The sequence below is a fragment of the Metabacillus malikii genome, from assembly GCF_030813355.1.
Lineage (GTDB): Bacteria > Bacillota > Bacilli > Bacillales > Bacillaceae > Metabacillus > Metabacillus malikii.
Genome location: NZ_JAUSUD010000007.1, coordinates 107,193 through 134,172 on the forward strand (window position 1 = coordinate 107,193; position 26,980 = coordinate 134,172).

Sequence of the window (26,980 nt, forward strand, 5' to 3'; positions counted from 1 at the left end):
ATCTTTACAAGGGATGCTACCAGTTTTATACTATTGTTAACTAAAATTGAATTGAGGTTAACAAATAATGAAGTTAGTAAAATTGATGTATGTTTCAATGTTTGCAGCAATAATGGGGGTTTTAGGACTTTTACCGCCAATCTTCACCGGGATTACTCCAGTACCAATTACGTTACAAACTTTAGGTGTTATGTTGGCGGGGAGCATCTTAGGGGCACGTTTTAGTCCAAAATATGCTGCATATAGTCAAATCCTATTTTTATTGTTAGTTGCGACAGGTTTACCGCTATTATCAGGAGGACGAGGTGGAATTGGTGTATTTGTCAGTCCATCAGGTGGTTACTTAATCGGCTATGTCGCAGCTGCATATCTAATAGGATTTTTAATCTATCATATGAAAAAGAAAACATTTTTTAAGAGATTGCTAGTAAACATAATTGGTGGAATTATTGTAATCTATTCATTTGGGATTCCAATCCAAGCGTTTGTGATGGATATACCAATAACAAACGCACTTTTTCTAAGTTTCGTCTTTTTGCCAGGTGACCTTCTGAAATGCATCATTGCGACCTTATTAACCGTTAAGATGCAGCATTCAAGAGTCTTATCAGAAAGGGTGACAGAGGTTTGAGAATTACGAGTCCGTATAAAAAAACGGCAAGTCTCGCTCCAATCCGCCCAGCCATCGTAACAGAAAGACAAACACTTAGTTACGATGACTGGAATAAGCTTGTTCAGCGTACTGCAGCTAGTTTTTGCAAGGAGCCTTCAAAAAATCGCAGAGTCTTTCTATTGTTGCCAAATGGTTATTTGTTTTTACAGCTCTTTGCAGGTGCCAGTGAAGCAGGGTGGGCGAGTATTGTAGGTGATATTAGGTGGAAACGTCAAGAAATAGAGGAGCGGGTCAAGCAGGTTAAGCCTGATTTAATCATTGCTGACAGTAGCTTAAGGAGCAAGGTTTGTGAACAAAATGTAATGATTATTTATACAGAGTGTATTGATGAATGGATGAGTCAAACAGGTGAGTATAATCGGGAAGTGAGCAATGTGCCTTTTTATATTGGGTTTACATCTGGTTCGACAGGGACACCAAAGCCCTTTACACGATCGCATGAATCTTGGATTGAAAGCTTTGCATGTAATCAGCGAGATTTAGCTATGAACGAAACTGAACATATCCTCATTCCAGGTTCTTTCGTCAATTCAACGTTTTTATATGGGGCGATTAGCACGTTATTTTTAGGTGGAACGATTTACATACTGGAAAAATTCTCTGCAAAGGCATTACTCAAATACATAGAAACCTACCCGATAACATACGTTTACGTTGTGCCGACAATGCTTCAAAGCTTGTTAGCAGAATGTACAAATCATGAAATGAAGACAACCTTTATTTCAACAGGTGCAAAATTGCTCCCACATACAAAATCACAACTGAAAAGACAGTTTCCTAATGTGCGAATTGTTGAATTTTACGGTGCGTCAGAATTAAGCTATGTCTCATATTTAAAAGATGAGGATGAAGAGGATTATGCACACACTGTAGGACGACCATTTAATAATGTTGCGATAAGTATTCGCAATGATAAAGGACAAGAAGTTACCCCAGGTCATCCCGGCAAATTATATGTAAAAAGCAAGATGCTTTTTGATGGATACTTACATGATGAACAAGCAACACAGGATGTCAAACAAGGTGAATGGGCAACCGTCCATGACCTCGCTAAATTAGACGAAAATGGCTATATAACAATACTTGGTCGGGAAAATGACATGATTCTCTATGGAGGTATCAATATTTATCCACAGGAAATTGAACAGGTATTACGCACATACATTGGTGTGGAAGAAGTAGCGGTAGTTGGGGTGAAGGACGAATATTGGGGGGAGAAACCTGCTGTAGCTGTGAAAGGAACAGCTTCTATCACATCATTGAAACGGTTCTGTCTTGAAAACTTAGCCTCTTACAAAATTCCACGCATATGGAGAAAGGTAAATGATTTCCCGTTAACTTCAGGAGGAAAGATTTCACGTACAGACATTAAGAACTGGTTTGAGAATGGAGGATGAATATGACCCGCGCAGTCGTTGTGGATGCGAAACGGACTATCATTGGTAAGAAGGACGGGATTCTAAAACAATATTCACCTGAAGTACTAGCCTCTTATGTCCTGAAGGAGCTCTCTTGTAATCTTGAAAAACAGCTTGATGATGTGATAGTAGGAAATGTAGTTGGACCTGGTGGTAATATTGCTAGATTATCAGTTTTAGAGAGTGGATTACCATACACAATTCCAGGAGTAACTGTAGACAGGCAATGTGGGGCAGGTCTGGAGTCAATTCGGCTTGCCTGCCATCTCATCCAAGGTGGTGCTGGGGAAATATATATTGCTGGAGGTGTTGAAAGTACGAGTCAATCTCCATTTAAAGAAAGGGCACGTTTTTCACCAGCATTCATTGGTGACCCTGATATGGGTGTTGCTGCTGAATATGTAGCTGAAGCCTATCAAATCTCTCGGCAAATGCAGGATGAATATGCAGCGCTAAGCTACAAAAGAGCCATTCAAGCTATCAACAAAAATAGCTACCTTGATGAACTTGTTAAAATCCCGAATATTCCTCTCAGTGATGAAGCCGTTAATCCTCATGTAAATTACAAAAGAATGCTAAGTCGACTAAAGCCTTGTTTTAAGGAAAATGGAACGGTAACAATAGGGAATTGCTGTGGAGTAAACGACGGTGCTGCAGCTGTGTTGGTCATGTCTGAGGATAAAGCAAAACAATTAGGCCTTAAACCAATATTGCGCTTTGTAGATAGTGCCGTAACAGGGGTACACCCGCATTATCCGGCTACTGGTCCGATTCCTAGTATTCGCGAACTGTTAAACCAGCATTCATTAACTATGCAAGATATTGATTTATTTGAAATAAATGAAGCATTTGCAGTAAAAATTATTGCATGTGCCAAAGAATTAGAAATACCATATGAAAAAATAAATGTATCTGGCGGTGCAATAGCATTAGGACATCCTTATGGTGCATCAGGAGCAATCTTAGTCACACGTCTCTTTTATGAGGTTCAGCGTAGGCATGTTAAATACGCTATTTCAACGTTAGGAATAGGTGGGGGCTTAGGGATAGCTGTACTATGGGAGAGTCTTGTATAAATAGGTTGTGATAAAATTGAAGGTAATTTAGATTCACGGGAGTGGGGCTCTCCTATAAGACTCCCACTCCGCAACTTACTAATTTACTAATTCCTTTAACACCTTTTCATATTCATCTGCCTGTGTCGGTGTTAAGGACTTTGATAAACGTAAATAAATGTTTTTCTCTTGATAGCCGTACTCTGTAAACATCCCACCTAACTCGCTAGCAACTTGTGATACATATTCAAAACGTTTCTTTGCATCATCTTGATTCGCAAACACTTCAATACTTCCACCGTTAGAAACACCAAATTTTTCTCTCATTGTCGCCTTCGTTTCATCTTCTGGAATATTGTATTCTGTTTTTTCTGTTTCAATTAATTTCTTTTCAACATTTTTATCAATGAAATCCATTTTCCCAATATACCCACCTGGGCGTCCAAGTAATTCATTTGGGTCATCATCTTCATTGTAAGTACGAGAGTCACTTATCGGTAAACCTTTGTCCTTGAAGTAAGCAGCAATTGCATCTACATCTTTAAGGTCAACTTTTTCAAGATTGACGTCTGTTTTTGTTGTAGTTGTTTTATCATTCTCTTGATTATTTGCGCATGCAGTGAAAGTGAAAATAATCAAGAATAGGATGACTGTCCTTTTTAGCATAGAGTACACTCCTTTATTTATTGGGCGTTTACATTAGGTTAACGTGACCTGAATAACATGGGTAATGCTTATAAAATGTTCATGTGAGATGAGTGTGAATATGAAGTTTGATTTATCAACTATATAAATCGGGTTTAAATAAGCTAACTAAACTTGTTATTAGTATCAGTCATTGTACTAGTTCTATACAAACTTGTGATTTTTATCACAGAAATGTCTATTTGATTCATATAAAGTGTGTATATACCCCATGAAGTATATTTTGGTTGCGATATCAGAGATTAAATGTGCTTTACTTTTTTTATTTTCAATATATAATACCTATAGGGGTATGTGGTGACCCGCAATAACTCAGTATCTATAATTAAATGTTAAGTATTAGATAAGCGTTGGATAGATAAATAAAAACACTATTGGAGGAATAACAATGACTAAAAAAATTCTCATCGTAGGTGGAGTCGCTGGTGGTGCAACTGCAGCAGCAAGATTAAGAAGAATAAGTGAAGATGTTGAAATAATTTTAGTTGAACGAGGAGAGCATATTTCATTTGCAAACTGTGGATTGCCTTATTATATCGGAGAAAAAATTAAAGACCGCAGCAAATTACTTGTTCAAACAGTGAATGGAATGTCTGAACGTTTTAATTTGGATATACGCAATCTAAGCGAAGTAACGACTATTAATCCTGATACGAAACATGTCACAATTAAAAACTTGCAAACGGGTCAATCATACGAGGAATCTTATGACAAATTATTATTATCTCCTGGTGCAAAGCCTATTGTACCACCAATTCCAGGATTAGCAGAGAATAAGACATTATTTACATTAAGAAATATTCCAGATACAGATAAAATAAAAGCATATGTTGATGAACACAATCCAAAACGAGCTGTAGTTGTTGGTGGCGGCTTCATTGGCATTGAGATGGCAGAAAATTTAGTTGAACGTGGTCTTCATGTAACACTTATTGAAATGGCAAATCAAATTATGGCACCAATCGATATTGAAATGGCCTCCATTTTACACACTCATTTACAACAAAAAGGTGTTGAGCTGATTCTAGAAAATGGTGTGAAACAATTTAAACAGCAAGGAAAGATTATTGTATTAGCTGATGGACGGGAAATCGAAACAAATATGACTTTGCTATCAATCGGAGTGAGACCTGAGAATGAATTAGCCAAAACAGCAGGCCTGAAATTGGGTGAACGAGGAGGTATCATTGTAAATGAGTATCTCCAAACATCAAACCAAGATATTTATGCTGTTGGTGATGCAGTTGAAGTTGTTGACTATATAAGTGGAACAAAAGCGATGATCCCATTAGCAGGTCCGGCTAACCGTCAAGGTAGAATTGCTGCAAATAATATGATGGGTAAAAGAGAGACTTATCAAGGGACATTGGGGACATCGATAGCGAAAGTATTTGATTTAACTGTTGCTGCAACTGGTAACAATGAAAAGATACTTAATCGATTAGATGTCCCATATGAAGTAGTTCACATTCATCCTAGCTCACATGCAGGCTACTATCCTAATGCAGCACCTATTGCGCTAAAATTAATTTTTAACAAAGAAACAGGAAAAATATATGGTGCACAAGCAATTGGAATGGATGGTGTTGATAAACGAATTGATGTTATTGCAACAGCAATTAAAGGCAACTTAACTGTAGAGGACCTAACTAATTTGGAACTATCATATGCTCCACCTTTCTCCTCTGCTAAAGACCCAGTAAACATGGCAGGATATGTTGCAGCTAATATAAAGGAAGGTGAATTAGAGCAAGTACAATGGCATGAAATTGATGATATTGTTACAGAGGGTGGATTATTAATTGACGTTAGGGAACCTATGGAGCGGGAATTTGGTTTTATTAAAGGCTCAAAGAATATTCCGTTAAATGCACTTAGAAATCAGCTTGAACAAATCCCAAGGGACGAAACCATTTACGTAAGCTGTCAAGTTGGATTAAGAGGTTATTTAGCAAGCAGGATATTAAAAAATAATGGCTTTAAGGTGAAAAATGTAGATGGTGGCTGGAAAACGTATTCCTCTGTTTTTGGCAGCAACATCGCTCATAACAAAGAATGGTCATCTACTGAAAAGGAAGCGATAAGTAAAGGACAGGTAAATGTCGATTCAGTCGTTGATGTAATAGGTTTAGCTTGCCCAATGCCAATCGTAAAGTTAAAGCAAGGGATTGACTTACTACAAAGTAATCAAGTGCTTGAACTACATGTGACAGATAAAGGTGCATTAAATGATTTGCCAGCTTGGACAAAGAATGCTGGACATGAACTAATCAAAACAGAACAAGAAGGTTCACTCATTAAATTTTGGATTAAGAAAAAATAATGTAGGAAAGAAGGTGACTCATTCGTTTGAGTCACCTTCTTTCTTTGATTTGATGATTTTTTACACTTCGTTAATCGTGATTGTGCACTTAAAAATGTGGAAAATATTTATTAAAAGTATTGATTTTCGGATTCGTTAAATAATAGTTGAGAAAAGGAGGGAAGAAGAGTGGAGATCACTGTAAATAAAGTGCTTGATGCAAAAGGATTAGCATGTCCAATGCCAATCGTCAAAACGAAGAAGGAAATGAACTCTTTAGACCCAGGTCAAATAATGGAAGTACAAGCAACAGACAAAGGTTCAACTGCCGATATGAAAGCCTGGGCAGAAAGTACTGGACATCAATATTTAGGAACAATCGAAGATGGGGATGTTTTAAAGCATTATCTTCGCAGAGCAAATGAACATGAGGAGAAGCCAACAATTAAACACCCGCATATTGTGAAGCTCGATGAGTTACTTGAAAAGCTAGATGGACAAGAAAAAATCACAATTCTTGATGTAAGAGAACAAGCTGAATATGCCTTCGGACATATACCTGGTTCATTAAATATTCCATTAGGCGAGTTAGAACAGCGTTTTAATGAAATAGAGTCTCTAGATAATCTTCATATTATTTGTCGTACTGGAACACGTAGTGATTTAGCAGCACAGAAATTAACCGAAAAGGGAATTCGTGAGGTTAAAAATGTCGTTCCAGGTATGAAGGAATATACAGGTGAATTAATAAAAGGCTAATAGTAAAATAAATAAATCAACTGACCAATCACTGAAAAAGGATATAAAAACTAAGGAGGTAAACAACATGAAAGTCGCAATCATTGCAGCGAATGGTGGAATGTTTGATGCATACAAAGTATTTAATATTGCAACTGCAGCTGCTGCTACAGATGCAGAAGTAGGGATTTTTTTTACATTTGAAGGATTGAATCTCATTCATAAGGAGGCCCATAAAAATCTTCCAATGCCAACCGGAGCAGAACATTTTCAGGAAGGTTTTAAACGAGCGAATGTTCCACCGATAGAAGAGCTCGTTTCTATGGCAAGTGAGATGGGAGTTAAGATGATTGCTTGTCAAATGACGATGGATGTTATGAATTTAGAGAAAGAGCAATTTATTGAAGGAATTGATGTTGGCGGTGCCGTTACCTTTTTAACATATGCAAAGGATGCAAATGTAACGCTAACATTTTAAATATCGCTAAATGATAGACGGAAAGGAGGAGTAAAATGTCTAATGAAGTGAAAACGATAACGGTAAGTGAACTTGCCAAAAAGGTGATCAGAAATGAGGAAATTTTCATCCTGGACGCACGAAATACAGAAGATTTCGATGATTGGAAGATTGAAGGAAATAATGTAGAAATAATAAATGTTCCTTACTTTGAACTGCTTGAAGGGATAGAGCCAATTATCGATAAGCTTCCGAACAATCGAGCAATTTATGTCATTTGCGCAAAAGGGGGATCCTCTGAGTTTGTTGCAGAGCAAATTACTGAAGCTGGTTATGAGGATGTATACTCTATAGAGGGTGGAATGAAAGCATGGAGTGAGCACTTAGAGCCTATAAAAATAGGCGAACTAAAAAGTGGTGGAGAAATCTATCAATTCGTGCGAATTGGAAAAGGGTGTTTGTCTTATCTAATTGTATCAAATGGGGAAGGGGCTATGATTGATACAAATCGTATGCTTGACACGTATGAAGCTGTATTACAAGAGGAGAACGTAAAGCTGACCCATGTATTTGATACACATTTACACGCTGACCATATCTCTGGAGGAAAAAAAATAGCTGATAAGTATAATGCACCATATTATTTACCACCAAGGGATGCTGAAGAAGTCACATATGAATATTCTGAAATTCATGATGGGGACACACATAAAGTAGGAGACGTTACGATAAAAGCGATATACTCTCCTGGTCACACAATTGGTAGTACATCGTTTATTGTTGATGATCAATACTTACTAACAGGTGATATATTGTTTATTGATTCAATTGGTCGCCCGGATCTTGCAGGGAAAGCTGAAGATTGGGTTTCTGATTTAAGAAACACGCTTTATAAAACATATAGGGAACTAGCAGAACAATTAATTGTTTTGCCTGCGCACTATATGTCAATTAAGGAAATGAACAATGATGGTTCAATTGCTAAAAAAATTGGAACTTTATTTAAACAAAACCATGGTTTAAATATTGAAAGTGACCATGAGTTTAGAAAGATAGTAACAGAGAATTTACCACCGCAGCCAAATTCTTACCAGGAAATACGTGAAACCAATATGGGTAAAATCATCCCTGATGAAGAACAAAAGCGGGAAATGGAAATCGGCCCAAATCGTTGTGCCGTTAGATAAAGGTAAAGGTTGACTCTCTAGCTGGAGTCAGCTTTTTTATATAAATAGATACTTGCGATGATGGGTGAACAAGGCTATAGTAAAAATTGGATGATATTTCGAGTAAGTAAGCTGTTGACAATATACCTATGAGGGTATATTATAGGGAATGTAAGAAACACAATGAATGTGCTTATAAAAATGAGGTCATGTCAAGCTTACATCAAACGCAATAGTGAGGTATATGATATGTATATATTATTTATGATGGTAGGTCTGCTAATTATCGTAATAAGTAGTTTTATATATAGTAGGTATTTCCCAGTTTGGGGAGTTGATTGTTTAAAATCATTGAATGTTGATGGGGAATCAATTGATATTGTAGATGTCAGGGATTATCATCAATCTACTAACAAACCAATCCGAAAAGCGGTAAATATTCCAATTGCTTATATGAAAAGACATTATCAAGATATAAAAAGGCCGACTGTACATGTAGTGGCATCTAACACAATTGAAAAAAATATGAGTGTAAGATTTTTAAGAAAAAAGGGTTTTAAGGTAGCAAGCTACACGCTTACAGATTGTGACTGTAAATGATATTTATAGGAATGGAGAGATACAAATGGAATATAATGACCAAATTAAAAATAGAGTGAAACGTATGGAAGGACAGCTTCGTGGGATATTGAAAATGATGGAAGAAAACAAAGATTGTAAAGATGTAATCACTCAACTCTCTGCGGTCCGTTCTGCAGTTGACCGTACAGTGGGCGTCATTGTTAGCTCTAATCTAGTAGAATGTGTCTTAGATGCTGAGCAAAAAGGTGAAGATACAGATCAATTAATTAAAGAGGCTGTTAATTTATTAGTGAAAAGTAGATAACAATCAAGAAGGGAGAGTTACATGAGAAATTTCCCTTCATAAAATAATATTTTTGAAATTAGAGGTTTTGATTGACAGTTATTTTTTTATTTAGTAATATACCCTTAGGGGTAGAGGTAATATGAAATTAGGAGGATTTAATTATGAACATAGATAAATTTGTGGATGCAAAAGGACTAGCATGCCCAATGCCAATCGTTAAAACGAAAAAGGCGATAAATGAAATACAATCAGGTCAAGTCCTTGAAATTCACACAACTGATAAAGGCGCAAAAAACGATTTAACTGCATGGGCTAAATCTGGGGGACATGAATTGATTAAGCATGATATCGAAAGTGATATATTGAAGTTTTGGATAAAGAAAGCTTAATTTTTTATAAAAATTAATACCTATACATGTATTGGTAATTGGTACGGAGGAGGAAGTATTAATGACAGAAACGAAAAAAACAACAATTGTATTATTTAGCGGTGATTATGATAAAGCAATGGCAGCTTATATCATTGCAAATGGAGCAGCTGCATATGACCATGAAGTAACGATATTTCATACGTTTTGGGGCCTAAATGCTCTAAGAAAAGACGAGCCGATACAACTAAAGAAGTCTTTACCTGAAAAGATGTTTGCGAAAATGATGCCTAGAGGTGCTGATAAAATGGGCCTCTCGAAAATGAACTTTGCTGGCTTTGGTCCGAAAATGATTAAAGATGTCATCAAAAAACATAATGCGTTACCTTTACCGCAATTAATTGAGATGGCTCAGGAGCAGGATGTAAAGCTAGTTGCCTGCACAATGACAATGGACTTATTAGGGTTACAAGAGCAAGAATTACTCGAGAACATTGAATATGCTGGTGTAGCTGCTTACTTAGCTGATGCGGAAGATGGCAATGTAAACTTATTTATTTAACTTTGGTCAAGGAGGAATACGATGGAATATATTAATTATTTTTTAATCGGTCTCATTATTTTCTTCATTATTCAAAGATTTTTACCAACAAAAGGTGTCAAGCAAATTACAACAGCTGGACTAAAAAATGAGCTTCAAGATAAAAATAAACAATATATTGATGTGCGCACTCCTGCTGAGTATAAAGCAAACAATATCCGTGGCTTTAAAAATATCCCACTTCATCAATTAGCAGCAAAAACAAATCAACTATCAAAAGAAAAAGAAGTGGTCGTTGTTTGTCAATGTGGAATGAGAAGTAGTAAGGCAAGTAAACTATTGAAGAAGCAGGGCTTTAAGCATGTAACGAATGTAAAGGGCGGCATGAATGCCTGGAGCTAATAAAAGGAGGAAATAGTTATGAAACAAATGACGGCTAAAGAAGTAGAGACATTATTAAATGAAGGAAAAAATTTAAACATTGTTGATGTCCGTGAAGTTGCTGAAGTTGCCGAAGGGAAAATTCCTGGGGCTGTGAACATCCCATTAGGGTTGCTAGAATTTCGGATGCATGAGCTAGACAAGTCAAAAGAATATACACTTGTGTGTCGTTCAGGTGGCAGAAGTGGTCAAGCTTCTCAATTTCTTGAAGGCCAAGGTTTTAACGTGATTAACATGTCTGGTGGCATGCTTGCATGGGAAGGTAAACTAGAAAAATAAAATTTTTTTTAAAATAAATTATACCCCTTGTGGTATATGGGAGGCCGCTATATCATGAATGTAAAAGTAAATGAAGTATTAGATGCAAAAGGATTAGCATGTCCAATGCCAATTGTGAAGACTAAAAAGGTAATGAAGGGCTTAAGTCCAGGCTTTGTTCTAGAAGTTCAGGCAACAGATAGAGGATCAACAGCTGATATGAAAGCTTGGTCTGAGAGCACTGGTCATCAATATTTAGGAACTCTAGAGGATGGAGATGTACTGAAGCATTATATAAGGAAATCTTCGGACGAAGAGAGCAAGAATGAGAAAAAGCATCCACTTGTTGTAACAAATGATGAATTACAACAAAAACTATCTGAACAAATCGTTGTCTTAGATGTTAGGGAGAATGCAGAGTATGTTTTCAATCATATTCCTCAAGCTATTTCATTACCGCTAGGTGAATTGGAATCTAGGTTACATGAATTAAATAAAATGGACGAGATTTATGTTATTTGTCGCACAGGTAGTCGTAGTGACTTAGCAGCACAAAAATTAGCGGAACATGGTTTTACAAACGTAAAAAACGTTGTACCTGGCATGAGTCAATGGTCTGGGGAAACGAATAAATAAATTAGAAATTATATATGTAAATGACCGAATATGGTGAAACGCCGATTTTCATTCGCTTTAGTCTACGCTCCAGTGCTTATAACTTTTTTATGGGGTGCTGGAGTAAAACAAGCAGGAGAAATCTAAAAAATTTTACTACTAAATATACCTTAGGGGGTAATTTGTGATGACGGTAAACATGATGACTTCAAAAGATGTTACAAAGATGATTTTTAACAAAGAGGAGCTTTTCATATTAGATGTACGAAATGAAAGTGATTTTAAAGATTGGAAAATTGAAGGGCAAAACTTTACCTATCTAAATATTCCTTACTTTGACCTATTAGATGGTGTAGAACAAATATTATCAGATATACCGACTGATAAAGAGATACTAGTTGTATGTGCTAAAGAAGGTTCATCCGTGATGGTTGCTGATATGCTTTCAGAAGCAGGACAGACTGTTTCTTATTTACAAGGTGGTATGAAAGCTTGGAGTGAACATTTAGAGCCAGTTAAATTAGGTAATTTGAAAGATGGCGGTGAAATTTATCAATTTGTCCGTATCGGAAAAGGCTGCCTATCGTATATGGTCGTATCAAATGGTGAGGCCGCGTTAATTGATGCGACAAGAATGACAGATATTTACCTGCAATTTGCTAGCGATATTGGTGCAAACATTACCCATGTTTTTGATACACACTTACATGCTGACCATATTTCAGGTGGCCGAATCATAGCAGAACAAACGAATGCAACATATTGGTTGCCGCCTAAAGATGCAGCAGAAGTAACATTTACTTTTGCGCCGTTAGAAAATGGAAATGCTGTAAAAATAGGTGATACAGCTATTGATATTCATGCACTTTACTCACCAGGTCATACAATTGGCTCGACTTCCTTTGTCGTAGATGATAGCTACTTACTTTCAGGTGATATTTTATTCATTGATTCAATAGGACGACCTGATCTTGCAGGTATGGCAGAGGACTGGGTCGGTGATTTAAGGGATAGTTTGTATAAACGCTATAAGCAGTTATCAGAAGAGCTAGTAGTTCTTCCCGCACATTTTATGGTCATTGAAGAACTTAATGATGATGGAAGCGTCGCAGAGAAGCTTGGGTTGCTTTATGAAAAAAATCATGGTTTACAAATAAAAGATGAAAATGAATTTAGAAAATTAGTAACAGAAAATCTACCCCCTCAACCAAATGCATATCAAGAAATACGTCAGACAAATATGGGGAAACTAAATCCTGATGAAGAAAAACAACGCGAGATGGAAATTGGACCAAACCGTTGTGCGGTAAGATAGCAAACAAGATCAATTAATAAAACGAGTTAATTATTAAGGCTCTTCTCTAAAAGGTTGTGATTTTTTGCACTAAATTTTTTTAAGGGTTTGTTGGAGCGGAAGTGCGAGACTCCTGCGGGATGCGTGGGAGAGATGAGACCCCGCAGGCGCTTGCGCTGAGGAGGCTCAGCACCCACCCCGCGGAAAGCGAGTACTGTAGCGGAAACAAACCCTAAACGACAACTAAGTTAAAAGCAACAATGTTTACGAAAACAGCCATTATTAATATTGGAGGATGATATAAATGGAATCTACAAAAGTACTTGATGCAAAAGGATTAGCATGTCCAATGCCAATTGTAAAAACAAGAAAAGCAATGAATGAACTTGATAGCGGAGAAGTGTTAGAAATTCACGCAACAGATAAAGGTGCAAAAAATGACTTAGTGGCGTGGGCAAAATCTGGTGGACATGAATTCCTTCACCATGAACAAGAACAAGATGTATTAAAATTCTGGATTAAAAAAGGATAAATAAATGAGACTGTCTGTAGGGCAGTCTCTTTTTAGGAGGTAGATGTATGGATTTAGCTTTTATCATAACAATATTTTTAATTGGGTTTATCGGCTCTTTTCTTTCCGGCATGCTCGGTATCGGTGGGTCGATTATTAAGTATCCGATGCTATTATATATTCCACCGTTATTTGGTTTAGCAGCTTTTACTGCCCATGAGGTTTCAGGAATAAGTGCAATACAAGTCTTATTCGCAACGATTGGGGGAGTTTGGGCATATCGTAAAGGTGGATACTTAAATAAGTCGCTAATTATTTATATGGGTGTAGCTATATTAATCGGTAGCTTTGTTGGTGGATATGGTTCAAAGATGATGAGTGAGGGTGGCATCAATTTAATTTATGGAATCTTAGCGTTAATCGCTGCGATCATGATGTTTATTCCGAAGAAAGGCATCGATGATATTCCATTAGAAGAAGTGAAGTTTAACAAATGGCTAGCTGCATTGTTTGCGTTAATTGTTGGGGTTGGAGCAGGCATTGTTGGTGCAGCAGGCGCGTTTTTACTAGTCCCAATCATGTTAGTCGTCTTAAAAATACCGACGCGAATGACGATTGCTTCATCATTAGCAATTACATTTATATCCTCGATCGGATCGACGATTGGTAAAGTAACAACTGGACAGGTCGAATATTTTCCGGCATTTATTATGATTGTTGCCAGTTTAATTGCTTCTCCAATTGGTGCAAATGTGGGGAAAAAGGTGAATACGAAAGTTTTACAAGTTGTATTAGCCTTGTTAATTTTGGCGACTGCGATAAAAATTTGGATGGATATTTTATAATTCAGCCAAATAAAAAAGAACATAAAGTAAAAATTGACGGTATAACTAATTATTTAGTTTGCCGTCAATTTTTACTTCAACTGGCTGTTTTGTATCAATTCATTGCCTTTTCTATAATTTCTCAGAATCTACTATTGTTTTCTAGTAGACGTATCAATAGAGTTATTAAATCGATTATCTTTATATACGATTTGGAGCTTGTTGACTTCCTACTTACTTAACTCAAACTGTGTATTATTACTCAATTAATTTAAAGACTTCAGTGTAGTAGCTATCTATGGAATTTCACTTATTAATGCTTCCATTGTTTGTTCATCCATCGGCCCGACAATCTTTTTTGAAATCACACCATTAGTATCAATAATATAGCTAGTTGGGATCGTGAAGGCTTGATATTGTATACCTAAGTCCCCAGTTTCATCTAGCGGTATCGTAAATGTTAACCCATAGCTATTTTTAAATTCCTGAATAGCCTCAACACCATTGTCCATACTTGTTAAATTGACAGCAAGTATTTCTATCCCATTTTCTTTATTCTTTTCGTAAAAGTTTTGCATATGAGGCATCTCTGCCTTACAAGGAGGGCACCACGTTGCCCAAAAGTTTAAGATAACTTTCTTTCCTCGATAGTCTGAGAGTTTAACAGTGTTCCCATTAAGTGTATTCAATTGAAAATCAGGTGGGATTTTCCCTTCTTGAACTTCTGCTAAATCTACTCCCTTTATTGTTTTTTCTTCAGATTTTTGTTCATTATTAATGGTAGAATTATCCCTTCCCGTTATAGTTTGTTGTTCATTTAGTTCAAAGGATTTCCAGAGGTTCACTAATATGATTGCTACTGCAAGAAAGATTATGACAACAGCAATACTATTCTTTTTCAATTTCAAGCCATTCTTCCTCTCTTTAAGTAGTATAGTAAATAAGGTAAACCAAAGCCGAGCCAAATTATCGTATAAATGTCATATGTAAAGAGAGACTGATATACACTAAGTAATAATAGCTCTACCATGGTAGATAAAAGAATCATTTGCATATTAAACTTTAAATCTTCTTTGTATTTAAGAGAGAGCAAACTTAAACTTAATGATAGATGAAGTCCCCCTTCCACAAAGTTCATGTCAAGCAGGTTGATTACTCCTTGATAAAATATAAAATAGGATAGGATGTAGTGGATCGAATGTTGAAGCAATGGTACCCTTTTTCTGACAACGATGATAAAATAACCGGTTACGACTCCAATTGCTAGTATGTGACCTTTTAACCCTCCATGAAAGTAAATAAGTGACATTGGCATATCTAAAAAAAGTGAAAATTCAAAGAAAATATAGCTGAGCTTCCAAACTAAAACATAAAGAAAAAATCCATTCCAATACCAATCCGGAACCTTTTGCTTCATCATTAGTCGAATCATACTAGCTACAAGAAAAAGAGCTAATATTGCTGATAGCCAAGCAGAAGGGATCGTGAAAATTCCAATTTGAATATAGGTCATTGATAATCACTTGTAGCTTGTACAAAGCTAAGGACAAATGTAATGTCAACTGAAGTGTTAACAGATTGAATCATCCCACAGTTCTTTAAGACGAGTTCTGCTATCTTTTCAGCTTGTTTTTCACCAATAATTGTAGAAGTTTTAATAGATGCATTAAATTCTATCTTTTCAAATCGATTGGAATATATAGGGTTTCTTTCGAAGGTTGAATCGATATCAATTTCTTCAAATGCAATCCTTTTTTTCTCTAAGATTTTTGCTAGAATAGCTCCGCTACATCCTGCTAAAGATGAAATAAATAGTTCATACGGTCGAAAACCCTCACTTGCGTTAGGTGAAATATGTAATCGACCGTAGTTTAGGTTTGTAGAGACAATTGCTTTATTGATGGTATATTGCAATGTAAGACACCTCCTCTTGTTGATAAGTATGAGGGGCTTTTGTTAAGGAATGATTAAGTTTAAGGATAAATATTTAAGTGGCATGTGAATCGTTCATTCCAATATTGCGGTTTAAAATGAATATACGGGTATTAGGCATCCTGTGTGAATGAAGAGACAGCTTAGAAATTATTACTATATTATTCTCTACACATCCAGGCTGTCTGTTTAATCAACTATTAGTAAACGGTTATTTATATAAGAGACTTATTTAGTGGGAAAAGAAAAGGCTCAACAGTTAGGAGCCTTTATCTTCATAGGGAGGGATATCCAAAATGTATGACGAGACCCATCAGTGTTGATTCCAATCTCACCGTTATGGGCTAGAACGATGCTTTTAGCTATAGCGAGTCCAAGACCAGCTCCAGTTGATTTAATAGTTCGCGATTCGTCTAGACGATAGAAACGTTCAAAAATTAAGTCTTTATCTTCGGGGTCAATCGGTTTTCCTTCATGTGTAAATGAAAGAAGATAATGTTGCTTTTTAATTTCCCCAAAGATTTCAATGCTTTTACCAAGATTATAGTCAATAATATTTTGAAGAATATTAGAAAATACCTGGGTGAGACCATCTCTATTAGCTAATATCTTCGTTTGTTCAACGTTATATAGTTGCTCGCTAAATTGCTGATTCAATTTAAGCTGAAAGGTTGTAATGGTGTCATTGATAACAGTTTGTAAATCAATGATGTGAAAGGCTTTATCATTCATGTAGTTCCCATGGTTCCATGAATTTAATTCTGTCAGTAGTTCAACAATTGTTGTCATTCGCCTTGATTCATCCAATAGAGAACCAAAGAGCTCAGGATTACTGTCTATCATATTATTTTGCAAGGCTTCTAAATAGCCATTTAAATTGGTTAGTGGTGTCCGCAATTCATGTGCTATATCACGTAGCATATTTTCCCGCTGCTCCTGCATGGATTGTAGACTAGTGGCCATCGCATTAAAGTTTATGATTAATTCCTTTATTTCTCCTGATGAAGAGGACGTGATTTCAGTAGGTTTACGCCCCTCCTTTATCTCCTTTGCAGCATTTGCTAGTGCTTTAATCGGTTTAATGATATTTCTTGCTGTAATATAGTGAAATAATCCACCTATTAAAAAGGCAAGAATACTTACAAATAAAAGATAAAGGTTTAATGTGTCAACAAAATCTTGGCCGATTATTTGTTTCGAATTAACTAAGTAACAGGCGTAATTTTTTACAGATAACCCTGCTAGAATAATAACGAGTAAAATGACAAAACTATTAAGTGCAACTAGCTTTGATAAAAGATTTGTAAGTTTCTTATACGCCAACAAATTTGTATCCCATTCCTCTCACTGTTTGTATATAATCCTTCGGTGTTTTTTCTTTAATTTTCTCACGTAAATGTTTAATATGTACGTCTATCGTACGGTCGGAAACTACTTTTTCATTCTTTTCGTATATAAGCTGAAGAATTTGCTCTCTTGATAAAATTTGGTTCGGATGCTGCATTAGTGCATGAAGAAGTTTAAATTCAAAATGGGTTAGTTCAAGCTTTTCCCCATTGATTTGTGCTTCACCTTTAACAGGTTTAATTGTAAAGCCTGTAAAGCTTAATTTTCCACAGCGGCTTGCAGTTCTTCGTAATACGGCTTCGATACGGACCATTAATTCACCAGGACTGAAGGGTTTGATGACATAATCGTCAGCCCCTAACTTAAATCCACGGATACGTTCTTTCTCAGACACCTTTGCACTTAGAATAATAATGGGCATAACACTTTTTAAGTCTTCACGAACCCATCTACATATTTCCTCACCACTTATGTTTGGAAGCATTAAGTCAAGTATCAAGATACAAGGATCGAACTTTTCAATTTTCACCTTTGCATCTTTTCCGTCAGCTGCTTCAGTAACTTCATAGCCTTCGTTTTCTAGATAAAGGCTAATAAGTTTCCGAATTTTAGGATCATCTTCTACAACTAGAACAGTTTTTCCTATTAAATGAGTTGATGACATCAAATCCCCCCTTGTCCATTAAAGTTCGAATAAACGAAATGCGGATAACCAGGCACTTATTCTTTGCATTTGTCCACTTAATACTAGGAATCCGAGCATGACCATGACGATACCATTCACAACGGCAAGCTTACCTAAATATTTGTTTATTTTTCTCATCATTTTAAGTGAATTCGAAATAATAAGAGTTATTAGAAAAAATGGGATCGCCATTCCAAGTGAATAAGCTCCTAATAGTAAAATTCCTTGAGACAATGTATCTGTTGAACTAGCCAATAGTAGAATAGAGGAAAGGGCTAGTCCGACACAAGGTGACCAGCCACTTGCAAAAGCCATGCCCAACAAAATTGACCCAAGCATGCTTTTGGGTTTCCGATTTGATTGAATTCTTTTTTCTTTCATTAATAATTTAAATTTTAACAAACCAGCCATCTGTAAGCCAAAAATAATAATTAATAAGCCTGCTAACTGCATGATAAGTACACGATAATTTACTAGTACTTTCCCAATGAAGCTTGCTGAAGCTCCAAGGGCAATAAAGATGATGCTGAATCCTAGAATAAATCCAATTGACCTGTAATAAAGCAGTTTTCGGTCAACATCAAGCTTTGCATCTTCAATTTTCCCTCCAGTTAAATGTGTTATATATGCCGGCAAAAGTGGAAATACACAAGGGGAGAAAAAAGATAGAGTACCCCCAATGATGGCAAACAAAATACCAATATCATTCATTATCTAATCACCTCTTATTCTATTATCAAGTTGATTTGTTAAGTTTTGATTAAGATAGAGAGGAAAGTAAGAAGTATTAGAGAAAAGCTGATGTCAAATATGGATAAAAGGTAAGGTATTGAGAACTTGATTCAGTAAATATCTAATTATGAACGGAATATCGTGCTAAATTGTACATGGTATCATTGCTGTAATTCCATTTAAACTAAACATAAAATATGATAATTTGTGATTTTACATGTATTTTTGGAAGCGCTTAAAGAGATAAAACATTTATATTTTGTTTCTTATGAAAAAAATCTGTAGAGACCAATAATAGACTTATTATTTGTAATAGATTGATAGGAGGGAATGTTTTTGCAGAACGAAACGATCACCAAAACAATCGATAACCGAATCCCAGAATACGGAGCTTTTAGCAGACAACCCGCAGAAAAGTGGGAATTTGCCAACGTTACCGGAAACGGTGAACTAGGTGCTATGCATTATGGTAAACCGGAGCGCGAAACAGTTATTGTCAATCATGCTGAGCTCTTTTTACCGCTTGGTTCAAAGGAAGAAATTCCGAATATGGCACCGTATTTAGAGGAAGTGCGAAAAATTAGTAGAACAGAAGGCTACATTGCTTCACATGAATATTTCATCAGAAAAGGTGAGGAGCTAGGTCATACGCTTGTTGATACAGACCCATATCACCCAGGGGTATTTTTATCAATTGAGCAGCCTTCAGCAAAAGTTGTGCATGACTATATTCGTGCTGTCGATTTTGCAACAGGTGAAGTGTTAACATCTTGGAATGATGGAAATCAACAGTTTGAACGAAAGCTTTTTGCTTCACGACAAGATGGGGCAGTGATTATGTCAATTACTTCTAATAAAGTCATGCCGCTTGTTTGTTTATCTGCGGAGGAAATAGACCATCCGTTACTAAATGCGAGTTTCGATGTAGGGGCAACGACAATTAAAGGGCTCCACACTTATAAACATGCAGAACATGGCTATGAAAGCTTCGTCGAAGTTGTCTGTCCAGATGGTCACCTTGCTAGAGAACGAAATCGAATTACTGTGACTAATACAAGGGAAATACTCGTATTTATAAAAATCATCCCATTTGAGCTTGTCGATAAACTAGGTTCACAGACTGAGAAGCTATTTCCAACTAGACAGAGCTATGCTGAGCTTTTTCAATCGCATCGAAAAATTCATTCTGAAATGTTTCATCGTGTTGCAATTGACTTCCATGGCGGAGAGAAACGCAATTGGAGTTCAGAGCAATTATTTGAAGACGTTCGCCAAACGAAAGTATTATCAACAGCATTAGTTGAAAAAATGTTCCATGCCGGGCGCTATATGTTCATCACAAGCTCAGGATTGAGACCACCTAATTTACAAGGGATATGGACTGGGACATGGACACCTTCATGGTCTTCGGATTATACATTAGATACAAATCTCCAGCTTGCGATGGCATCTGTTTTTAGTGGCAATATGCTTGAAGGGTTTAAACCATATGTGGCGCTGCTGGAAAGCTATCTAGATGATTTTAAATACAATGCTAAAACAATGTTTGGTTGTCGTGGTATTATGTCAGGTGTTCGGGCTTCTAATAGCGGCAAGCATCTCCATTGGGGGGATTCCAGCTGGGGCGAACGGGAATGTGATACATTTTTCGGTGCATTTTGGACCTGTGGTGCAGGGTGGCTTGCTCATTTATTGTATGATTACTATTTATACACGGGCGATAAACCGTTTTTACAGGAGCATGTTGTTCCATACTTAAAAGAGGTTGTGCTCTTTTATGAGGACTTTCTCTATGAAGAGAATGGAACATTCGTATTCAATCCTTCTTATTCAGCAGAAAATGGTATTGCTGCTAATAGTACACAGGATATCGCAGTGGCGAAACAGGTACTGACAAATCTCATTTCTGCATGTAACGAGTTGAACATCGATAAAGAACAAATCCCACATTGGGAAACTATGCTTAATAAGCTACCTCCATATCTTATTAACGAAGAAGGTGCTTTGAAGGAATGGGCTGTAAATGACCATGATGATAACTATAATCATCGTCATTATTCACATTTGTATCCGATTTTCCAAAGCTATGAATTCTCAGAAGAGGAGACACCAGAACTATGGGTAGCTTCAAAGATTGCGTTAGAAAAGAAATTTGAGCATTGGTTGTACAATCCAAATACAGATACTTCATCACATGGTCGTATGCATGCTGGTTTAGCGGCGGCACGATTTGGAATGGGGGATATTGTTTGGGATATTTTTCGAATGATGGCTTCAGGTGGAGCAATCTATCCTAGTATGATGACTGCTCATTATGACAACTATGATGTATTCAATGTTGATGCAAACGGAGCGATTCCAGAGCTCATTCACAATTTGCTCGTATTCTCGCTACCTGGCAAAATAGATTTACTGCCTGCATTACCAAATGAACTTACAAGTGGAAAAATTTCCGGAACATTATGCCGGGGGCAAATTTATATTAATGAGCTCAGCTGGGATATAAAGAATGAAGGAAAAATTGAATTAAACGTTACTTCGAAAACAGACCAGGATGTTCATATAAGAATAAAGAGAAATGAGGCTTTTATGCTAACTACAGAAGAGCATGTTGTAAAGGAAGATGATGGGTGGAAGCTATCATTGAAAAAGGCTGAGCAAGTAAAGCTCATTTGGCAGATAGTGTAACAGCATTTTAGAAAGACTAGACATGAGGTGGATACATATGGAAATGAATGGATTAATGGGCGGCTTTTATAAATTTTCGGTAATCTTTACACGGATCGTGGTAACAAATATGATGTGGTTGCTTTTTAACCTGCCAATCTTATATGTTTTGCTTAGTTTAATAGGAAGTAACTTTGCGAATTTGCAAACGACAGGAATCCTTCTCGCCATATTGACGCCATGTGTTTTCTTTCCTGCAACCGCTGCGATGTATGGTATTGCTAGAAAGTGGGTAATGGGGGAAGGAGATATTCCGGTTATCCGCTCGTACTTGAGATACTATAAGGAAAATTATCGAAAAAGCCTGCTAGGTGGTATTGTCTTCGTATTATTTTGGAGTGGCTGGCTCGTTAATTATCTATTATTCTTTAAAGACCAATCACCACTCATTCTTGCTGTCTTTTTCATCATTACTGCATTCTTTTTTACATGGAATAGTCACTATTTTTCATACATTGTCCATTTTGAATTACGGTTTGTCACGATGTTAAAAAATACGTTTATACTTACAATTAGCAATCCATTTTCGACTGTAGGTGTGGCCTTAATTGCTGGTGCATTTGTTTACATGAGCAGCAGTTTAACATTTTTGCTACCAATTGGAATTGGTTCATTAATCGCTTATTTCTCATATTTTTATTTTTATAAAATTATACAGAAGACGATACTGAAAATAGAAAGTCGAAAAGCAAGTGTAAATCAAGCTTAAACGGCATGGATAAAAAAGGCTATTAACTTCGTAACACCTTGAAGGAGTCGTTCAATCAATTAAATGCATTAAACAAATAAAGAAGGAAATCTTTTCACTATAATGAGAAAATGATTCCCTTTTTTATTTGTATCAGACAATTATGTTTGAATTGGTAACGTTCATTAATCAAATGCACAGTTCACTATAACTACATAAAACTCAATTTCTCTAGGATAAAATGTAAGATTCTTTTAGAGTCATAGACGATATGTGCTTCGCAGGACATACCGATTTTAATCGAAATTCCTTTCTCCTGCAGCGATTTCATAGGAATCGTTGACTCGGCAACAAAATAATTCGCATTTGTTTCACTATCCACAACAATATCTGGACTTATATATGTTACTTTACCAGTAATACGTTTATTTTCATCTTTGGAAAGTGAATCAAATCTAAAGTTAATCGCATCTCCAATTTTTATCTTTCCAATTTCACTGCTAGGAATCGATAATTTAATTTTATATACTTTATTTTTCTCAGGAATAATCGAAAGGATTTTTTCGCCGCCTTGAAGTACATCCCCTTCACTGATTGGTTGTCCTAATTCAACGATACCAGTACTTGGGGCTAATATTTCGCTTGATTTCTCGGTTTCGTTGTTTAGTTTAGCCTGTGATTGTAGAGTAACTAATTGATTTTCTAGTTGTTGTATCGAATCATTAATTTGCGCAATTGTTTCTTTTTCATATTCCATTTTCGAGCTTAGAACTTGACTAATTTGGACGCCATATTGGCTATTGCTTGGTTGGTATGAATTCAATTCAATACTACGTTTTTCAGAATCTAAGCTATTAATTGAAGACAGAATTTGAGTTTGATAGTCTGTTTTTAATTGGTGGATCGCTTCATTTTTTTGCTTCTCTAAATCTTCAAATGAAATCTCACTTGACTGGTTAACTGCAACATCCTGAAGTCCTTCCTGAACCTGTAAAGCTTTTTCACTTTCCTCAGCCTGGTTTTGAAGAGTTGTCATTTGCTGTTCATACTCGTTTTCAATTTTGTCCAAATCTGCTAGGTAACGTTTGTATAATATATAAGCACTTGAATCATTGTTTATTGATATATCCTTGTTGTTCATTATTTTTTGCTCAAGGTTTTTATATTGATTAACTTCATTTGTAAGGTCGGCTAATTCTGAATCAACCTTTAAATGCTGATTCGATACATAACTTTTTGACTCATTTTCCATTTCTTGAAGTAGTGTTATTTCCTTTTGCAAGCTTTCTTGTTTAAGTAAATATTTGTCAAGTTCATTTCGATACTTTTCAACTAATTCTCCTTCACCATTAATTGTATTGCGATTAGAATCTATTCCTTCCTTATATGTTTGTAGAAGTTCTACTTCTTCCTTTAAAGTAGCAATTTGAGTATCGAGTTCTTCCTTTTTTATCGTAACCTCATCGTTATTAATCGTTAAGAGAGGCTCATTTTCCTTCACAATTTGCCCTTCTTCAACATACACTTTTTCGATTTCACCTGGCTTTCCGCTAATTGTACGAATATCCTCACCAGGCCGAACAATTCCGACTGCTTTCGTATATTCATCAATTTTGCCAAAGTAGCTCCATGCTAGAAGTGTAGCAATGATGAGTAAGAGGATGACTAAAAATAGTGGGACTATTCGATTAGGCTTGGCATTGAGAATATCTTTGCTAGCTGACCATTCTTCCATATCAATTATATTTTTTCTCATATATTAACACTCCATAAACTTTACTGAAATGAAGGTACAGTTTCTATTAAAAACTCTTGTGGAAGTTGATCTCTCCATAAGTGATAATACTTACCTTTACGATCCATAAGCTCTTGATGGACACCTTCTTCTAAAACTTCTCCATTATTAAGGACGACGATATGGTCACAATGCATAATTGTACTTAAGCGATGTGCAATAATGATTGTTGTAATTCCATTAATCGAACTAATTGTCTCTGTAATCGCTTTTTCAGTCGTTGTGTCCAAGTTAGAAGTTGCTTCATCCATAATGAGTATATCGGGATTTTTTAATAATGCCCGTGCAATTGCTAAACGTTGAATTTGTCCACCCGAAAAGTTAGAGCCATTTTCTTCAATTATAGAATCGTAACGTAATGGTAAATTATTTACAAAATCATGCACTCTCGTAATTTTACATACTCTAATGATGTCATCAAATGTAGCTTCGTCATTTCCAAGCATTAGATTTTCTCTTATCGTTCCTGTGAAGAAAAAGGCATCTTGAGTTATGTAAGCAATTTTTTTACGAATCGTCTCTAATTGTATATCTTGAATATTGACACCATTTATATAAATATCGCCTTTTTCCTGTTTATGAAACTGCACGAGAAGCTGGACTAATGATGTTTTACCCGAACCGCTTTCTCCGACTAAGGCCACTTTCTTTCCTTTAGGGATGTACATATTAATTCCATTTAAAATTTTTGCTCGCGTCCCAAAGCGAAAGTGGACATCTTGAAGAAGGATGTCTCCTTTAAGCGTGTCTGGCTTTAGTTTTTTGTCCTCTGTAGATGAGACTTCCTTATCTAAATCCATAATTTCCATTAACCTGTCCGTTGCAACAACAGCTGATTGCATTTGCGGCTGGAGATTAATTAAATTCTGAATAGGTTCTAAAAAGTATGCAAGTAATGCATTAAAGGTAATTAATTGTCCAATTGTTAAACGACCGTCAATAACCAACGTGGAACCAACCCATAGGATAATGACACCACCGACCAATTGAACAAATGTTTTTAGCGATGTCTGGATATTGTTATAATTCCCATGCTTAAATACACTTCTTATTAAGCTGACGAATTTTTTTTCAGTTTCAAACTGTACTTCTTTTTCAGCGTGAAATGATTTTACTGTTTCAATCCCGGTAACAGACTCAACTATATATGATGTAAATTCTGCGTTATTTTGCATCTCTTCACGATTGATTTTTTCAAAGAAATGATGAAATGACCATACAATTGCAATATAAAACGGAATCATACAGCATGTTACCGCAAATAATACTTTACTTTGCGTAAATAAAATTGCTCCGCCAACAAGGATCATTAAGATATCAATCATAATTGTTAGTGCGGCACTTGAAATCGCTTCTCTTACTTTAGAAGCATCCATTAATCTTGAAACAACTTCACCAACTTTACGATTATTGAAAAAGTTCATCGGAAGTGACAATACATGTTTGTAATAGCCAATAATTAATGAAATATCCAATCGTTGACTCATAAACAGCAATAGATAGCTCCTGAAAAAGTTCAAGATTACTCGAAACATATAAAGGACAATGACTCCAATGGAGACAATATGTAGTGTATTTGTTAATTGATAAGGTAAAATTTCATCTATTAAATATTTAAAGTAAAAAGCCCCAAGAATACCAAACACAGTATATAGCAAAGATGCTAGAAATATATGGGTTAATAATTTCTTTTGCGGCTTTAAAAGTTCTATAAATCGGCTAACAGTACTTTTAGTTTCATTGCGACTGACAAATTCTTCACTAGGAACTAACAGGACAAGTACATTTGTCCAAATATCGAAGAACTCTTGCGGGGAGAGTGTTTGAATTCCTTTTGCAGGGTCGGCTATGATTACTTTATTTTTTGTAATCTTATGGATAACGACATAATGTAATAATTTATTATCAATGACGACATGTGCGATTGCAGGAAGGGGGAATTCACCGAAAAAGGCTTCTTTATTCGCTTCGACTGCCTTTACAGTAAATCCAAGTTTTTCTGCTGCAACTGTTAATCCATATACACTAGTTCCTCTATGGTCAGTTCCTGCCACTTCTCTAATTTTTGAGATCGGTATTTTTAATTGATAGGATCTGGCTACTGTTGCTAAACAAGCAGCACCACAGTCTTTCAAATCGTGCTGTTTCACACATTCATATTTTTTAAACAGATTCATAAGAGGTCTTCCCTTTCCTCGGATTCACATTACATGTTATACAAGTACGTCTTTATTATTTTTCCTCATTGACCAAAGCAATAAGTCTAAACTAATCGTAATCATTGCGATTGTAATAAAAACTAATGAAGCTTTACTGTAAATAAGGTCAGAAAAAGCAATAATAAGTGGGCTTATATAGATTGCGAATGAAAATGCCTTTTGCAGCATATATAAAAACTTTTGATTGCCTGTTATTTCATCGGACGATTGAGTCATCGATACGTAACCAACCTTTAATATGTCCTTCAGAATATACCGTAGGCAAAATAAAATACCGAAGATAGCACCCCACATGATTTTGTCTAGCGAGAGGTAGGAATAAAAGACTCCATATGTACAATAAGCGGCGATTGCGATCATAAATAGATAAGTAATTGAAAAACCCTTTTTCATTTGAACTACCACCTTATGAAAGGATGATGTCAATTCGACATCATCCCCTAAATAATATATAATTAATCCTGATCAGCTTTATAAGCTGCATATGCTCCTGCTGCAAGGAGACCTACTCGCCAAGTAATCTTCCATGCAACAGCGACCCAGCCACCATCAATTTCTTGCATTTGTTGGTGGTTTAATTCTTTCATTCCTTTAATATCTAAGTTCATTCGAATCCCCGCC

30 protein-coding genes are annotated in these 26,980 nt (G+C 36.0%); 19 read left to right on the plus strand and 11 right to left on the minus strand.

Translation table 11 applies throughout. The annotated features are described in order from the left end of the window. Positions 1 to 67 precede the first annotated feature (67 nt). Genes J2S19_RS09195 through J2S19_RS09205 form a run of 3 tightly spaced genes read left to right on the plus strand, consistent with a single transcriptional unit; the run spans position 68 to position 3,167 of the window. Positions 68 to 631 carry a biotin transporter BioY gene (locus tag J2S19_RS09195; RefSeq protein WP_307340487.1) on the plus strand — a complete coding sequence of 188 codons (564 nt, stop codon included), beginning with the start codon at positions 68 to 70 and terminating at the stop codon, positions 629 to 631. Then, positions 628 to 2,070 carry an AMP-binding protein gene (locus J2S19_RS09200; protein WP_307340489.1) on the plus strand — a complete coding sequence of 481 codons (1,443 nt, stop codon included), beginning with the start codon at positions 628 to 630 and terminating at the stop codon, positions 2,068 to 2,070. Before J2S19_RS09195 ends, J2S19_RS09200 begins: the two co-directional genes overlap by 4 nt. A gap of 2 nt (positions 2,071 to 2,072) precedes the next feature. After that, positions 2,073 to 3,167, plus strand: coding sequence for an acetyl-CoA C-acyltransferase (locus tag J2S19_RS09205; RefSeq protein WP_307340492.1), 1,095 nt, complete (start codon positions 2,073 to 2,075; stop codon positions 3,165 to 3,167). A 78-nt stretch (positions 3,168 to 3,245) separates the two neighbouring features. Here the strand turns inward: J2S19_RS09205 and J2S19_RS09210 are convergent, their stop codons facing one another. Next, on the minus strand, positions 3,246 to 3,812 hold the full coding sequence (locus tag J2S19_RS09210) for a hypothetical protein (protein WP_307340495.1): 567 nt from the start codon (positions 3,810 to 3,812) through the stop codon (positions 3,246 to 3,248). A 427-nt stretch (positions 3,813 to 4,239) separates the two neighbouring features. Between J2S19_RS09210 and J2S19_RS09215 the strand changes: the two genes are divergently transcribed. From J2S19_RS09215 to J2S19_RS09280, 14 genes are all read left to right on the plus strand, one after another. Next, a complete protein-coding gene (locus tag J2S19_RS09215) occupies positions 4,240 to 6,174 on the plus strand; it encodes a CoA-disulfide reductase (RefSeq protein WP_307340498.1) in 1,935 nt (644 codons plus the stop codon). Between the two features lie 168 nt (positions 6,175 to 6,342). Further along, the gene (locus J2S19_RS09220; protein WP_307340501.1) at positions 6,343 to 6,912 is read left to right on the plus strand and encodes a sulfurtransferase TusA family protein; all 570 of its coding nucleotides are present in this window, start codon (positions 6,343 to 6,345) and stop codon (positions 6,910 to 6,912) included. A gap of 67 nt (positions 6,913 to 6,979) precedes the next feature. Next, the gene (locus tag J2S19_RS09225) at positions 6,980 to 7,369 is read left to right on the plus strand and encodes a DsrE/DsrF/DrsH-like family protein (RefSeq protein WP_307340503.1); all 390 of its coding nucleotides are present in this window, start codon (positions 6,980 to 6,982) and stop codon (positions 7,367 to 7,369) included. Between the two features lie 35 nt (positions 7,370 to 7,404). Further along, positions 7,405 to 8,535 (plus strand): MBL fold metallo-hydrolase, encoded by a 1,131-nt coding sequence (locus J2S19_RS09230; RefSeq protein ID WP_307340506.1) that lies wholly within the window; start codon positions 7,405 to 7,407, stop codon positions 8,533 to 8,535. 228 nt (positions 8,536 to 8,763) lie between these two features. After that, on the plus strand, positions 8,764 to 9,114 hold the full coding sequence (locus J2S19_RS09235) for a rhodanese-like domain-containing protein (protein ID WP_307340508.1): 351 nt from the start codon (positions 8,764 to 8,766) through the stop codon (positions 9,112 to 9,114). Positions 9,115 to 9,139: 25 nt separating this feature from the next. Next, positions 9,140 to 9,400, plus strand: a complete 261-nt coding sequence (locus tag J2S19_RS09240; RefSeq protein ID WP_307340511.1) for a metal-sensitive transcriptional regulator — start codon at positions 9,140 to 9,142, stop codon at positions 9,398 to 9,400. A gap of 143 nt (positions 9,401 to 9,543) precedes the next feature. Next, positions 9,544 to 9,771: a sulfurtransferase TusA family protein gene (locus tag J2S19_RS09245; protein ID WP_307340514.1), complete on the plus strand. Its 228-nt coding sequence runs from the start codon at positions 9,544 to 9,546 to the stop codon at positions 9,769 to 9,771. Between the two features lie 61 nt (positions 9,772 to 9,832). Further along, positions 9,833 to 10,312, plus strand: coding sequence for a DsrE/DsrF/DrsH-like family protein (locus J2S19_RS09250; RefSeq protein WP_307340517.1), 480 nt, complete (start codon positions 9,833 to 9,835; stop codon positions 10,310 to 10,312). A 21-nt stretch (positions 10,313 to 10,333) separates the two neighbouring features. After that, positions 10,334 to 10,693, plus strand: a complete 360-nt coding sequence (locus J2S19_RS09255; RefSeq protein WP_307340519.1) for a rhodanese-like domain-containing protein — start codon at positions 10,334 to 10,336, stop codon at positions 10,691 to 10,693. An 18-nt stretch (positions 10,694 to 10,711) separates the two neighbouring features. After that, the gene (locus tag J2S19_RS09260; RefSeq protein ID WP_307340523.1) at positions 10,712 to 11,011 is read left to right on the plus strand and encodes a rhodanese-like domain-containing protein; all 300 of its coding nucleotides are present in this window, start codon (positions 10,712 to 10,714) and stop codon (positions 11,009 to 11,011) included. Between the two features lie 54 nt (positions 11,012 to 11,065). After that, positions 11,066 to 11,626: a sulfurtransferase TusA family protein gene (locus J2S19_RS09265; RefSeq protein ID WP_307340526.1), complete on the plus strand. Its 561-nt coding sequence runs from the start codon at positions 11,066 to 11,068 to the stop codon at positions 11,624 to 11,626. A gap of 166 nt (positions 11,627 to 11,792) precedes the next feature. Beyond that, complete coding sequence (locus J2S19_RS09270) at positions 11,793 to 12,920, plus strand: MBL fold metallo-hydrolase (protein ID WP_307340529.1); 1,128 nt, start codon at positions 11,793 to 11,795, stop codon at positions 12,918 to 12,920. A gap of 283 nt (positions 12,921 to 13,203) precedes the next feature. Beyond that, positions 13,204 to 13,431, plus strand: coding sequence for a sulfurtransferase TusA family protein (locus tag J2S19_RS09275; RefSeq protein WP_307340532.1), 228 nt, complete (start codon positions 13,204 to 13,206; stop codon positions 13,429 to 13,431). 47 nt (positions 13,432 to 13,478) lie between these two features. Further along, entirely contained in the window at positions 13,479 to 14,255 is a 777-nt protein-coding gene (locus J2S19_RS09280) for a sulfite exporter TauE/SafE family protein (RefSeq protein ID WP_307340535.1), read from the plus strand. A 275-nt stretch (positions 14,256 to 14,530) separates the two neighbouring features. Here J2S19_RS09280 and J2S19_RS09285 read toward each other — a convergent pair whose 3' ends face one another. The 6 genes from J2S19_RS09285 to J2S19_RS09310 form a co-directional block, all read right to left on the minus strand. Next, positions 14,531 to 15,142: a peroxiredoxin family protein gene (locus J2S19_RS09285; RefSeq protein ID WP_370875105.1), complete on the minus strand. Its 612-nt coding sequence runs from the start codon at positions 15,140 to 15,142 to the stop codon at positions 14,531 to 14,533. Continuing rightward, complete coding sequence (locus J2S19_RS09290) at positions 15,139 to 15,747, minus strand: hypothetical protein (protein ID WP_307340537.1); 609 nt, start codon at positions 15,745 to 15,747, stop codon at positions 15,139 to 15,141. Before J2S19_RS09290 ends, J2S19_RS09285 begins: the two co-directional genes overlap by 4 nt. Continuing rightward, positions 15,744 to 16,148, minus strand: a complete 405-nt coding sequence (locus J2S19_RS09295) for an OsmC family protein (RefSeq protein WP_307340540.1) — start codon at positions 16,146 to 16,148, stop codon at positions 15,744 to 15,746. The genes J2S19_RS09290 and J2S19_RS09295 overlap by 4 nt, the downstream gene beginning before the upstream one ends. Positions 16,149 to 16,418: 270 nt before the next feature. Next, positions 16,419 to 17,489, minus strand: coding sequence for a sensor histidine kinase (locus J2S19_RS09300; RefSeq protein ID WP_307340542.1), 1,071 nt, complete (start codon positions 17,487 to 17,489; stop codon positions 16,419 to 16,421). Next, positions 17,479 to 18,177, minus strand: a complete 699-nt coding sequence (locus J2S19_RS09305) for a response regulator transcription factor (RefSeq protein ID WP_307340544.1) — start codon at positions 18,175 to 18,177, stop codon at positions 17,479 to 17,481. Before J2S19_RS09305 ends, J2S19_RS09300 begins: the two co-directional genes overlap by 11 nt. 18 nt (positions 18,178 to 18,195) lie before the next feature. Beyond that, on the minus strand, positions 18,196 to 18,909 hold the full coding sequence (locus tag J2S19_RS09310) for a cytochrome c biogenesis CcdA family protein (RefSeq protein WP_307340546.1): 714 nt from the start codon (positions 18,907 to 18,909) through the stop codon (positions 18,196 to 18,198). A gap of 357 nt (positions 18,910 to 19,266) precedes the next feature. Here J2S19_RS09310 and J2S19_RS09315 point away from each other — a divergent pair, with 357 nt between their 5' ends. Continuing rightward, a complete protein-coding gene (locus J2S19_RS09315; protein ID WP_307340550.1) occupies positions 19,267 to 21,618 on the plus strand; it encodes a glycosyl hydrolase family 95 catalytic domain-containing protein in 2,352 nt (783 codons plus the stop codon). A gap of 37 nt (positions 21,619 to 21,655) precedes the next feature. Beyond that, positions 21,656 to 22,366: a YesL family protein gene (locus J2S19_RS09320; protein WP_307340552.1), complete on the plus strand. Its 711-nt coding sequence runs from the start codon at positions 21,656 to 21,658 to the stop codon at positions 22,364 to 22,366. Positions 22,367 to 22,556: 190 nt separating this feature from the next. On the opposite strand, the gene J2S19_RS09325 is transcribed toward J2S19_RS09320, so the two are convergent. The 4 genes from J2S19_RS09325 to J2S19_RS09340 all read right to left on the minus strand — a co-directional run bounded on the left by J2S19_RS09325 (position 22,557) and on the right by J2S19_RS09340 (position 26,967). Then, complete coding sequence (locus J2S19_RS09325) at positions 22,557 to 24,101, minus strand: beta-barrel domain-containing protein (RefSeq protein WP_307340555.1); 1,545 nt, start codon at positions 24,099 to 24,101, stop codon at positions 22,557 to 22,559. A gap of 20 nt (positions 24,102 to 24,121) precedes the next feature. Then, positions 24,122 to 26,317, minus strand: a complete 2,196-nt coding sequence (locus J2S19_RS09330; RefSeq protein ID WP_307340558.1) for a peptidase domain-containing ABC transporter — start codon at positions 26,315 to 26,317, stop codon at positions 24,122 to 24,124. A 36-nt stretch (positions 26,318 to 26,353) separates the two neighbouring features. Further along, positions 26,354 to 26,752: a hypothetical protein gene (locus J2S19_RS09335; RefSeq protein ID WP_307340561.1), complete on the minus strand. Its 399-nt coding sequence runs from the start codon at positions 26,750 to 26,752 to the stop codon at positions 26,354 to 26,356. Positions 26,753 to 26,814: 62 nt separating this feature from the next. Then, on the minus strand, positions 26,815 to 26,967 hold the full coding sequence (locus J2S19_RS09340) for a class IIb bacteriocin, lactobin A/cerein 7B family (RefSeq protein ID WP_307340565.1): 153 nt from the start codon (positions 26,965 to 26,967) through the stop codon (positions 26,815 to 26,817). Between the last annotated feature and the right edge of the window lie 13 nt (positions 26,968 to 26,980).